The following is a 12203-nucleotide window of genomic DNA, read 5'->3' as shown; positions in this document are numbered from 1 at the left end:
AGGAGGTCACGACCGCTCACCCCCGTCCCCCGGCGCTTCGGGGTTCTGGTGCTGTTCGCGGTGGCTCATGGGGTCGTCTTCCGATGGGGAACGGGGGCCCTTCGGGCCGGGGCTTTCGTCGCTGGACTCCAGGTGGCCGCTGGCGGCACCGGTCATCGCCGAACCCAGCTCCTCGGGCGTGATGGTGGCCGGGTCGGCGTCGGCGACCAGCCGGCCCCGGTACATCACCCGCAGGGTGTCGGACAGGCCGATCAGCTCGTCCAGGTCGGCGGAGATCAGCAGCACCGCCATGCCCTCGCGACGCGCCTGCCGGATCTGGTCCCAGATCTGGGCCTGCGCCCCGACGTCCACCCCACGGGTGGGGTGGGCGGCGATCAGCAGCTTGGGCTGGTGGCTCATCTCCCGGCCGACGATCAGCTTCTGCTGGTTGCCGCCGGACAGGGAGGCGGCCGTGACCTCGATGCCGGGGGTACGTACGTCGTACTCCTCGACGATCCGTCGGGTGTCCGCACGGGCACCGGACAGGTCCAGCAACTGCCCCCTGCTGTTGGGGCGTTCGGTCACGTGGCCCAGGATGCGGTTCTCCCACAGCGGGGCCTCCAGCAGCAGCCCGTGCCGGTGGCGGTCCTCGGGGATGTACCCCAGACCGCTCTCGCGGCGGTGCCGGGTGGAGGCGTGGGAGATGTCCTCACCGTCCAGCAGGACGGTGCCCCCGTCCGGGTCGCGCATCCCCATGACGGCCTCGACCAGTTCGGCCTGGCCGTTGCCCTCCACCCCGGCCAGGCCCAGGACCTCGCCCTTGTGGATGGTGAAGCCCACCCCGTCCAGGACGGTGCGCACCACCCCGTCGGTGTCGGTGGCCGACAGGTGCAGCTGGTCGACCTGGAGCATGGGCACGTCGGTGACCGTGGACTCCCGGGCCTCGGGGGACGGCAGTTCGGCGCCCACCATCAGTTCGGCCAGCTGCTTCGCGTTGGTCTCGGAGGGGTGCACGGAGGCGACGGTGGTACCCCGGCGGATCACCGTGATGTCGTCGGCCACCGACAGCACCTCGCCCAGCTTGTGCGAGATGAAGATGACGGTGAGCCCCTCGGCCTTCAGCTCCCGGAGGTTGTCGAAGAGGGCGTCCACCTCCTGGGGCACCAGCACGGCGGTGGGCTCGTCCAGGATGAGCGTACGGGCGCCCCGGTAGAGGACCTTGAGGATCTCCACCCGCTGCCGGTCGGCGACCCCGAGGTCCTCGACCAGCACGTCGGGGCGGATGCCCAGGTGGTAGGTGTCCGACAGCTCCTTGATGCGGGCGCGGGCCCGCGAGCCGATGCCGTGCAGCTTCTCGGCGCCCAGCACCGTGTTCTCCAGCACGGTCAGGTTGTCGGCGAGCATGAAGTGCTGGTGGACCATGCCGATGCCTCGGGCGATGGCGTCGGCGGGGCTGCCGAGGTTCACCTTCTCGCCGTCGACGCTGATGGTGCCCTCGTCCGGCTTCTGCATTCCGTAGAGGATCTTCATCAGGGTGGACTTGCCGGCACCGTTCTCGCCCACGAGCGCGTGCACCGTGCCTCTGCGGACCGTGATGTCGATGTCGTGGTTGGCGACGACGCCGGGGAACCGCTTGGTGATGCCGTGGAGTTCGACGGCTGGCTCGGCGGTGTCCACCGGCCGTTTCGGGGGGCTGCTGGACGCGTTGATGACGCACTCTCCTCAGCGATAAGGAGTGGGGCTTGGGGAACTGTGGGGGTGATCCTCCGCCAGGTGACGCTATCGCGGAAGCCCCGGAACTACGCGCGTAGCCCCTGTTCCGCGATACGGGCCCGGAAGGAGAGTGGCCTCTCCCCCTCCGAGCCCGCTGACACCGAGCCGAACGGTGACGATCAGGGCTTGCTCTTCACCTTGATCTCGCCGTCGACGATCTTCTTCTTGGCCTTGTTGATCTCGTCCATGACGTCGTCGATGAAGCCGCCGGAGGTGGCCAGCGAGACGCCGTTCTCCTTGAGGGTGAACGCCTTGGTGCCGGTCAGCGGCTTGTCGTCCTCGACGCTCTTGACCAGCTCGAACACCGCCACGTCCACGTTCTTCACGGCGGAGGTGAGGATGGCGTCCTTGTACTTGGACAGACCGGGCTGCTTGTACTGGTCGGAGTCGACGCCGATCGCCCAGGCGCCCTTCTTCTTGCTGACCTGCTCGATGGAGCCGGCGCCGGACTGGCCGGCGGCGCTGTAGATCACGTCGATCCCGGCGTCCAACATGCCGCTGGCCTTGTCCTTGGCCGCCGCGGGGTCGTTGAAGCCCTTGGTGTTGGTCGGGTACAGGTACTGCGAGGTCACCTTGACCTTGGAGTCGGTGTCCTTGACGCCCTGCGCGAACCCGGCCTCGAACTTCTGGATCAGCGCGTTGTTGACGCCTCCGATGAAGCCGACCTTCTTGGACTTGGACTTCTTGGCCGCCGCGACGCCCGCGAGGTAGGAGGCCTCCTCCTCGGCGAAGACCATGCCCGCCACGTTCTTGTTCTGGGAGGGGGAGTCCACGACGCCGAAGGTGGTGTCCGGGAACTTCTTGGCCACCTTGTTGATCGACTTGCCGTAGTCGAAGCCGACCCCGATCACCGGGTTGTAGCCGGCCTCGGCGAGGGAGGTGAGCCGCTGCTCGCGGTCGCCCTCGGTCTCGTCGTTCTTCGCCGTCATCTCCTTGACGTCGACGTCCAGTTCCTTCTTGGCGCGGTCCGTGCCACGGGCCGCCGCCTCGTTGAAGGAGTGGTCGTCACGGCCGCCGACATCGAAGGCGAGCCCCACACCCTTGTTCTTGCCCTCGTTGGACTCGCTGGAAGACTCCCCGCACGCGGTGGCGGTCAGTGCGAGGGCCACGGTTGTGGTCACCGTGGCGGCAAGCTTGGTTACCCGACGCACGAGCAGGTCCCCTTCGACTCTTTCGGAAGCGCCACTTCCGGGGCGCTGTATTTCGCGGCTCACATTAACGCGCGTAGATTTCAGGTAAAGACACCTGGGCTGGCCGTTATCGGATCGGTGCCAAGGATGCGTACGACAGCGACCCACGGAGCCGGAAAAGGGCCGCCGACGTCCGGTTTTCCCGAACGACCGACGGCCCCGACAGCTCCGGTGGACCAGGTGCGCGCACCCCGTCGTACCGTCGCGTCACCCAACGGACCGACTCAGGCCCCGTCGCCCAACAACGCGGCGGCGGTGAAGAGTTCGACACCCACCTGGATCGCCCGCTCGTCCACGTCGAAGTCGCCCTGGTGCAGGTCGCGCGACCGCTGCTCGCCGGGCGGGCGCACCCCCAGGCGGGCCATGGCCCCGGGGACGTGCTCCAGGTACCAGGAGTAGTCCTCGCCGCCCAGGCTCTGTTCGGTGGGCTCCACCGCGTGGCTGCCCCGACGGGCGGTCATGGCGTCCTGCAACAGCTCACTGGTGCGGGCCTCGTTGACCACCGGGGGCACGCCCCGGATGTACTCCACCGTGGACTTGGCCCCGTACAGCGTGGACAGCTCGGCGATGGCGGCGTGCACCAGGTCCGGGGCGGCCCGCCAGGCCGGCAGGTCCAGGCAGCGCACCGTGCCGGACAGCTCGGCACGCTGGGGGATGACGTTGCAGGCGTGCCCGGTCTGGAGCCGGCCCCAGGTCAGGGACAGCCCGGAGCGGGCGTCCACCCGTCGGGCCAGCAGCGCCGGCACCTCGGCGGCGACCTTGGCCGCCGCAGTGACCAGGTCGGTGGTCAGGTGGGGGCGGGCGGTGTGTCCGCCGGGGCCGTCCAGGGCGACCTCCAGCCGGTCGCAGGCGGAGGTGATCGGCCCGGTGCGCAGCCCGATGCGGCCGACCTCCACCCGGGGGTCGCAGTGGACCGCCAGGATGCGGCCCACTCCCTTCAGTACGCCCGCCTCGATCGCCTCCGGCGCCCCGCCGGGCAGCACCTCCTCGGCCGGCTGGAACAACAGCCGTACGGAGTGGGGCAGTTGGCCCTGCCGGGCCAGGTCGGCCAGCACCAGGCCGGCGCCCAGCACACAGCTGGTGTGCACGTCGTGGCCGCAGGCGTGGGCGCGGTCGGGCACCGTGGAGCGGTAGGGCACGGTCTTGGTGTCCGGGATGGGCAGCGCGTCGATGTCGGCGCGCAGCGCCAGCATGGGGCGGCCGTCGTGGCGGCTGTCGTCCAGGCCGGGGTGTACGTCGCAGATCAGGCCGGTGCCGCCGGGGAGCACCCGGGGCCTGAGGCCGGCCCGCTCGAGTCTGGCGGTGAGGGCGGCCGTGGTGCGGAACTCCTGGTTGCCCAGCTCGGGGTGCATGTGCAGGTCCCGGCGGAAGGCGACCAGTTCGTCACGGAGGGTGGGCGGCAGGGTGCCGGGCAGTCCCGGGGCACCGGGCGTCACCGTTCCGGGGGGTAGCTCCTCGGCGCGGGCGTGCTCTCCGCCGGGTGCCGTCTGGGGCACTCCGGGCGACGCTGCTGAGGGGGCCTCCGTATGCGGTGACAGAACGTGGCTCATATCCGAAGGGTAGGGGCCCGGAGGGCACAACGGGCAATGGATCAAGGAACTTTCAGTCGTGCAGGCGAAGAAAATCCGGGCAAGCCGGATTACCGTTCTTCGACGTTGGGTATACCCGCGCCTCTTCTCTACGCCGTACTGGACTGATGAGGAAACCCGAACACCCCTGAGCCCGCCGGGAGTTGGGGCACGGCCAGACCGCTCGACCCGGCAGGGTGCCCTCCCGGGCGGCGGTGGCCACTCACGCCTTGCGTACGCCCCGGGCCGTTCCGGTCACTCCGGCGAGGAACCCCTGTGCCCGGGGGGAGGCGGTCTGGGTGAGCCAGGCCGGGTCGATGTCGCAGACCGCCACCCGCACCTCGGTGCCGGTCAGGGCCAGCGGCAGGGTGTGGACCACGGTGGAGGGGAAGCTGAGGATGGTCCGGCCGATGGGGCCACGGCGGGCGACCAGTTCCAGGGGCAGGTCCGGGCGCACCACCTCCAGTCCGGTGACCTCGGCGACCCGGTGCAGCTTCTCGGTGCTCTCCCGGCGGTGGGCGAAGTAGCGGGTGGCGCCGTAGCGGCGGGCCAGCGCGTCGACGGCTTCCAGGTAGCGGTCGGGGCGCACCACCCCGGTCTCCACCAGGGAGGTGCCGACCAGGTCGGTGCCCCGGGTCAGTCGGGGCGGGCCGAAGCGGCTGCGGGTCCAGGAGAAGTCGTTGGCGGTGACGGTGACCGCCTCGGGGGCGGTGACCGGCATGGAGCTGAACACCTCCACCCGGTGGTCGGCGGTGGCGGTCAGCTGCCGTCGGGCCCGGGCCGAGACGGGGGCGAACAGGCGGGTGGCCAGCCCGGGCTGGGTGCCGCCCCGGTGCCAGCGCACCAGTTGTTCCCCCCGGGCGAGTTGGCTGACGAACTCCATGGTGGCGGTGCCGTCGTCGACGACCACCACGGTGTCCGCCCGGGTCAGGGTGAGCAGGGCCTGGACGTAGCGGGAGAAGGGGTCGCCGACCACGATCCGGTGGGCCCGGCGCAGTGGCCCGCTGAGGGAGGCGACGGTGCGCAGTGGGGCGACGGCGCCCTCCCGGGCCTCCTCCCAGCGCAGGGTGTGGCCCTCGTCGCGGGCGAGTTCGGCCATCCTGCGCAGTTGGCCCCGGGTCATGGGGTCGTGGGGCGGGAGGACCACCGTGGTGAGGTCGGTGACCTGGTGGTGGTAGGCCCACTCCAGGGTGTTGAGCAGTTGTACGGGGCTCTCGACGAAGGCGAGGGTGTCCGGGCTGTGGCGGGCCCGGGTGCGGCGCGCCCCCCAGACGCCGGGTCGCGCGGAGGGGCCCCCGGGGCGGAGGTGGTCCTCCGACCCGGGGCTGGTGGTGCCTTCGACCGGTGTCAACAGGTGCTCCGTCAGGCGTGGGCGGGCTCGCGGTCCCGCTTGGACTCGGCGACCACTCCGGGGACCCGGCGCAGCTTCCGCATGGGGGCCAGTTCGGACTCGTACACCTTCTTCACCCCGTCACCGAGGGACTCCTCGATGGTGCGGATGTCGCGCACCAGCCGGGTCAGGCCCTGGGGTTCGACCGAGGCGGCCTGGTCGGAGCCCCACATGGCGCGGTCGAGGGTGATGTGCCGTTCGACGAAGGTGGCGCCGAGGGCGACGGCGGCGAGGGTGGTCTGGAGGCCGGTCTCGTGGCCGCTGTAGCCGATGGGCACGTTGGGGAACTCCCGCTGGAGGGTGTGGATCATCCGCAGGTTCAGTTCCTCGGCCTTGGCCGGGTAGGTGGAGGTGGCGTGGCACAGCAGGATGTTCTCGCTGCCGAGGACCTCGACCGCGTGGCGGATCTGCTTGGGGGTGGACATTCCGGTGGACAGGATGACGGTGCGGCCGGTGGCGCGCAGGGCCCTGAGCAGGTCGTCGTCGGTGAGGGAGGCGGAGGCCACCTTGTGGGCGGGTACGTCGAACTTCTCCAGGAAGGCGACGGACTCCACGTCCCAGGGGGAGGCGAACCAGTCGATGCCGCGCTGGGCGCAGTGGTCGGAGATGGCGCGGTAGTCGTCCTCGTCGAACTCCACCCGGTGCCGGTAGTCGATGTAGGTCATCCGGCCCCAGGGGGTGTCCCGTTCGATGTCCCACTGGTCGCGGGGGGTGCAGATCTCGGGGGTGCGCTTCTGGAACTTCACCGCGTCGCAGCCGGCGTCGGCGGCGGCGTCGATGAGGGCGAAGGCGTTGTCCAGGTCGCCGTTGTGGTTGATGCCGATCTCACCGGTGACGTACACCGGCTGGCCGGGGCCGGCGGTGCGGTCGCCGAGCTGGCGCAGGCGGGGGTTGGCGGAGCCGAGGGTCATGGGATCAGTCGTCCTTTGCTGTCCGTGCGGTTGGGGTGGCGGGGTCCAGCCGGGGGCCGAGAAGCCAGGCGGCGATCTCGCGTACCGCTCCGGCCCCGCCGGGTGTGGAGGTGATCGCGCGGGCGGCCCCGCGTACGACGTCGTGGGCGCTGGCCACGGCGACGGGCCAGCCGACGAGCCCGAAGCAGGGCAGGTCGTTGACGTCGTTGCCGAGGTAGAGGACCCGTTCGGGGGCGACGCCCCGTTCCTCGCACCACTGCTTGAGCGCGAGGTCCTTGCGGTCGACGCCGTGCAGCACGGGGATGTCGAGCTTGCGGGCCCGTGCGGCGACGACCGGGTTCTGTTCGGTGGAGAGGATCAGCAGCCGGAGTCCGGCGCGGCGCAGGGCGGCCACGCCCAGTCCGTCGCCCCGGTGTACGGCGACGGTCTCCCGACCGTCGGTGTCGACGTACACCCGGTCGTCGGTCTGGGTGCCGTCGAAGTCGAGGACCACCGCGTCGACGTCGTCGCGGCCGGGGAGTTCGCCCGGGGCGTCCAGCAGGGGTGCCAGGGCGCGGGCGCGGGCCAGGTCGTGCGGGTCGTCGATCTCCAGGGTGCGCGCCGGGTCGACGCGTACCAGTCGGGTGCGGCCGAAGAAGCGGTGCCCGGCGGCGCGGAAGCCGTCGACGGTCATGCCGTAGACCGCTCCGGTCTCCAGCAGGTCCTCGGGGCGGTCCTGGCGGCGGGGGCGGTGGGAGCGGTCGTGGTTGACGCCCACCCCTCCGGCGTCGGGGTCAGCCGCCCCGTCCGCGTGGCCGGTCGCGGGGGCCTCCCGCCACAGGAAGCCGTGGAAGGGGGCGGCGGTCAGGGCGGTGTCGGCGCCGTCGTCGAGGAGGGCGGCGGCCACCCGGTCGACGTCCTCGCCGGTGACGAAGGGGCTGGTGCACTGGACGAACAGCACCACCCGGGCCGGGGTGCCGCCGCGTTCGGCGAGGGTGTCCAGGGCGTGGAGTACGGCGGACTCGCTGGTGGCGGTGTCGCCGGACAGCGCCTCGGGGCGGACCACCACCTCGGCGCCGGCTCCCCGGGCGACGGCGGCGATGCCCTCGTCGTCGGTGGACACCAGCACGTCGGTGACCCGTCGGGCGGCGCGGCAGGCGCGGACGGCGCGGGCGACCAGGGGTATCCCGCCGACCGGTGCGAGGTTCTTCGCGGGTACGCCCTTGGACCCGCCCCGGGCGGGGATCACCGCCACCACGGTCGGGGGCTGGCTGGACATCTGGGCTCCTTGCTGGGGGTGGTGTGCGGCGTACGGGGTGCTGGGGCGGGCGGTCACAGTTCGCCCATCCGTCGGATCACCGGGGCGACGCGCTGGACGCCGTGCCGGTAGGCGCCCCGGGCGGCGCCGCGTACCGCGCCGCGCAGGGCGCGGCTGAGTCCGGGGGCGCCGTCGGGGGCGCGGGGGGCCAGGGGGGCGCCGTCGGGGGCGAGTTGGTAGCGGGCCAGCAGCGGCGGCAGGTAGGCGGGCGCGGTGGTGGGCGTGTAGTACGGCGCGGGGGGCGGGAGTTGGGGCCGGGCGGCGAGCCGGGCGACGCGTTCACGGGCACGGTCGAAGGCGTGGGCGTAGGCGTCGGGCTGCTCGGCGCGGGGGCAGACGCCCTGTCGGGCGGTCCACTCGGGGTCGGCCTTGGGCAGGTGGCCCTGGTCGAGTTCGGACCAGGAGGCCAGGCAGCCCGAGCCCAGGAAGTGGTGGTTGCCGAGGGCCTCGCGGATGCCGAGGTCGGTGAGGACGGCGGTGGGCACGCCCCGGTGCAGGGACTCCAGGGCCGCCGTGGAGGACACGGTCACCAGCAGGTCGGTGCGGTCCAGGACCTCGCCCATGTTCCCGTACACCAGGCGGCAGTTGGGGGGCAGTCCGCCCGGGAGTCGGGCGGCCAGCCGCTGGTAGGGGGTCTCCTCGATGTGGGTGGTGTGCTCGCCCGGTCGGCTGCGCAGCTTCACCAGCACCTCCCGCTCGGGGTGGGCGCGGGCGTGGTCGGCGGCGCGGCGCAGCAGGTAGGCGCGGTCGGCGCGGTGGGCCGGTACCGAGGGCTGTACGGCGAAGGTGAGGGTGAACGGTCGCTGTTCCCCGGCTGGTTCGGGCTGGGCCGGTTCGGTGCGGTGCGGGCCGGCGGCCACCGCGGGGGTGCCGTCCAGGAAGGGCAGGGCGCACTCGGTGACCGGTTCGGGGTCGACGCCCACCCCCGCGTACACCTCGCGGAAGCGTTCGGCGTCGTGGCGGGAGTTGGCCAGCACCACGTCCGCGCCGTGGCGCAGCAGCAGCCCGTCGGCCAGCTTCTCGTAGACCACCCCGACGTAGCCGGTGACCAGCACCGGCCGGGCGGTGCCGGCGAGGTGCCGCTGCCGGTGGGCGACCCCGTGCAGCAGGGCCTGTACGGCGCCGCCGACGCAGGCCAGCACCACCATCTCGTAGCGGTTCCGGTCGCCGGCCACGGCGAGGAACTCGGCCACGGTCACCTCTCGCAGTTCGTCGACGGTGACGCCGACCTCGGCCAGTTGCCGGGGGGTGGGGGTGGCGCGGCCACGGAGCAGCAGTCCGTCGACGGTGGCCTCGGGGGCCAGCCGGCGGGCGGTCAGCGCGCCCCATTTCCATCGGGTGTCGGAGTCCGCGAGTACCGCCACCCGGGAGAGGGAGGTGAGAGGTGATGACACGTGAAGGACGTTAGGAATCCATTTCGATTGACGGCCCAACGCCAACGCAACAGACGGTTAACAACATGCCGACGCTTGGCCAACCGGCTTTTTCCGCGCTGCTCTTCATCCGCTGTCCATGTGGGGTTCACCGTGCTTTTCCCGGGCGGCCGGAAAACGCCGGCCGGCGCCCGCTAGGGTCCCCGGGGTGGTGAAACTCTCCGTCGTGGTGCCCTTCTACAACGTGCGCCCCTACGCCGCCGAGGCGCTGCGCTCACTGCGCGCCAACGCCCGGGGCGACTTCGAGTTCCTGTTGGTGGACGATTCCTCCTCGGACGGCACCGGGGAATTGCTGGCGCGGGCGGAGCGGGAAATTCCCGGCGCCCGACACATTCGACATCCAGAAAACCGGGGACTGGCCGCGGCGAGAAACACCGGGCTGAACGAGGCCCGCGGCGAGTGGATTTCCTTCCTGGACGGCGACGACTGGCTGGCCGCCGACTACTACCCCCATCTGGTGGCCTCGGCCGAGGAGATCGGGTGCGCCTTCCTGCGTACCGACCACGTGCGCTGCGAGGGCCCGCGCCGCACGGTGGTACGGGTGCCGCACGGCCGCCGTGGGGTGCTGGACGACCCCCGAGAGGCGATCCTGCCCGCCCACCGGAGCACCTCGGTGGACTACCCGGCCGCCTGGGCCGGCGTCTACCACCGGCGCCTGCTGGACCAGGGGCTGCTGCACTTCTCCGAGGAACTACGTACGGCCGAGGACCGGCCCTGGATCTGGCGACTGCACCGGCGGGCGGACTCGTTCGCGGTGGTGGGCCTGCTGGGGGTGCACTACCGGCGGGGCGTGGCCGACTCGCTGACCCAGGTCGGGGACGTACGGCAGCTGGCCTACCTGCGCGCCTTCGACCAGGTGGTGGCCGAGACCGCCCGGGACCCGGACGCGGACCGGCTGCTGCCCAAGGCGGTACGCACCTACTGCGCCGTCCTGCACCACCACCTGCGGCACCAGGACCGGCTGGGCCGCCGACTGGCCCGCCGCCACAGGGAGTTGGCCCGCGAGGCGCTGCGCCGGCTGCCGACCGGGCCACTGGAGGAGGCGCTGTCGGGGATGGACGCCGACCGCGCGGACCGGCTGCGGCGACTGCGCGGGAGGCACCGACGGAGTCGAGGGCACCTCGCCACCGGGCCGTCGGCGGCGGTGGCCCGGTGAGCGCCCCGACCGGGCGGCTCCAGGCCCCCTACCACCAGTTGTCCAGGCCGGACGGCGGCCGGGAACGTGTCCAGCTGCTGTACGCCACCGACCCACGCCACCTCGCGGTACTGCGGGCCGCCGTGGAGACCGGGGCACTCCCGCAGGCGCCGCGCCGACGGCTGCTGCTGAGCACCTCCGCCCCCGCCCCCGAGGTCGGCTGGCCACCGGGCTGGCCCGCCCCCGGGGAGTGGGAGGCGGAGTGGGGGCGGGCTCTGTCCCTGCACGAGGCGCTGCACCCCCTGCACCCGGCCGGGTGGGAGCCTAGGGAGGAGGAACTGCCGCTGTGGGAGCGGTACCTGAGGCTGCTGTGGGGGCTGGGCGAGGACCGGGTGGAGCTGGTGACCGGCCCCCTGGAGGAGGCCGGGTCACGGGCCCTGGCCCGGGTGTTCCCCGACGCCCCGCTGTGGGTCTGCGCCGACGGGCTACGCGGTCACGCCCCCAGCGGACTACGGCATCCGCCCGCGCTGGGCGCCCGCGTACGGGGGCTGTACCAGCCGGACCTGCTGCCAGGGCTGGAGCCGCTGCTGCTGCGGGAGTTCGCGGTACCGGCCCGGGCGCTGCCGGTGGCCGACTGCCGCGCGGTGTGGAGCCGGCTGGCCGGGAGGTCCGAGCTGCCCGACACCCCGCCCGACGTGGCTCTGCTGCTGGACGGCGCCGACCCCGAGGCGCTCACCGCCCTGGGCCGGCTGGGCCACACGCGGGTACTGGTCCCGGCACCGGCCGGGGAACGGCTCGCGCGGCGGGCCACCGAGGCGGGGTGCGCCCTCGTCCCGTACGAACCGACGCTGCCCCTGGAACGGCTGCTGCTGTGGGCCGCGCCCGCGCTGGTGGTGGGCCCGCCCGGGGTGGCGACGTTGACCGCCGCCGCCTGGGGGTTCCCGGTGGCCCGTTCCGGCGGCGCCCCGGACCCGGTGACCTCCGCCCTGCTGGGTGATTGTCTGCCACCCCTCCCGGAGAGCACGGCCAGCCCCTGGCGGGCGCCCGAGGCCGCCCGGCTCTCGCCCCTGCGGGACGCGGTGGCCTACTGCCGGCACCCCCACGCCCCGGTGATGCTGCCCCCACTACGGCCGGCCACCGAACAGTTCCTGCGCGGACCACGGGCCGCCGAGCTGCGGCGACTGGTCCCCGCACGCCGGCTGGTACGCCTCGGCCTGAACAGCGGAGGCGCCCTCGGCCTCACGGCACGCCTCGCCAACCACCGGACAATACGCCGCTGGGCCCGGCGACTACCCCACCCCAAGCACTGAGAGGGCACCCCCTCCGGTCGGACGGGGTGGGGGCCTCAACTCCGGTGCGGGTGCGGGGACCTGCCCCGACCACGGGTACGCCTCGGCCTGAACAGCGGAGGCGCCCTCGGCCTCACGGCACGCCTCGCCAACCACCGGACAATACGCCGCTGGGCCCGGCGACTACCCCACCCCAAGCACTGAGAGGGCGCCCCCTCCGGTCGGACGGAGTGGGGGC

9 protein-coding genes are annotated in these 12203 nt (G+C 72.6%); 2 read left to right on the top strand and 7 right to left on the bottom strand.

Annotated elements, in window-relative coordinates:
• Positions 1-6: 6 nt before the first annotated feature.
• The 7 genes from ABZT14_RS05405 to ABZT14_RS05375 all read right to left on the bottom strand — a co-directional run bounded on the left by ABZT14_RS05405 (position 7) and on the right by ABZT14_RS05375 (position 9502).
• Positions 7-1656 (bottom strand): ABC transporter ATP-binding protein, encoded by a 1650-nt coding sequence (locus ABZT14_RS05405; protein ID WP_356297401.1) that lies wholly within the window; start codon positions 1654-1656, stop codon positions 7-9.
• 215 nt (positions 1657-1871) lie between these two features.
• The gene (locus ABZT14_RS05400; RefSeq protein ID WP_356297398.1) at positions 1872-2903 is read right to left on the bottom strand and encodes a BMP family ABC transporter substrate-binding protein; all 1032 of its coding nucleotides are present in this window, start codon (positions 2901-2903) and stop codon (positions 1872-1874) included.
• Positions 2904-3166: 263 nt separating this feature from the next.
• Positions 3167-4492 (bottom strand): amidohydrolase, encoded by a 1326-nt coding sequence (locus ABZT14_RS05395; RefSeq protein ID WP_356297395.1) that lies wholly within the window; start codon positions 4490-4492, stop codon positions 3167-3169.
• 241 nt (positions 4493-4733) lie between these two features.
• Positions 4734-5711, bottom strand: a complete 978-nt coding sequence (locus tag ABZT14_RS05390; RefSeq protein ID WP_356298521.1) for a hypothetical protein — start codon at positions 5709-5711, stop codon at positions 4734-4736.
• 161 nt (positions 5712-5872) lie between these two features.
• On the bottom strand, positions 5873-6811 hold the full coding sequence (locus ABZT14_RS05385; protein ID WP_356297394.1) for an N-acetylneuraminate synthase family protein: 939 nt from the start codon (positions 6809-6811) through the stop codon (positions 5873-5875).
• Positions 6812-6815: 4 nt separating this feature from the next.
• The gene (locus ABZT14_RS05380; RefSeq protein ID WP_356297392.1) at positions 6816-8069 is read right to left on the bottom strand and encodes an acylneuraminate cytidylyltransferase; all 1254 of its coding nucleotides are present in this window, start codon (positions 8067-8069) and stop codon (positions 6816-6818) included.
• Positions 8070-8122: 53 nt separating this feature from the next.
• Positions 8123-9502 (bottom strand): DUF6716 putative glycosyltransferase, encoded by a 1380-nt coding sequence (locus ABZT14_RS05375; protein ID WP_356297389.1) that lies wholly within the window; start codon positions 9500-9502, stop codon positions 8123-8125.
• A gap of 187 nt (positions 9503-9689) precedes the next feature.
• On the opposite strand from ABZT14_RS05375, the gene ABZT14_RS05370 reads away from it, so the two are divergent.
• Positions 9690-10697, top strand: a complete 1008-nt coding sequence (locus tag ABZT14_RS05370) for a glycosyltransferase family 2 protein (RefSeq protein WP_356297386.1) — start codon at positions 9690-9692, stop codon at positions 10695-10697.
• Entirely contained in the window at positions 10694-11986 is a 1293-nt protein-coding gene (locus tag ABZT14_RS05365; RefSeq protein ID WP_356297383.1) for a hypothetical protein, read from the top strand. The genes ABZT14_RS05370 and ABZT14_RS05365 overlap by 4 nt, the downstream gene beginning before the upstream one ends.
• Positions 11987-12203 lie beyond the last annotated feature (217 nt).

This window comes from Streptomyces sp. NPDC005438, assembly GCF_040606315.1.
Classification (GTDB): domain Bacteria; phylum Actinomycetota; class Actinomycetes; order Streptomycetales; family Streptomycetaceae; genus Streptomyces.
This window is presented reverse-complemented; position numbering and strand designations above follow the sequence as displayed.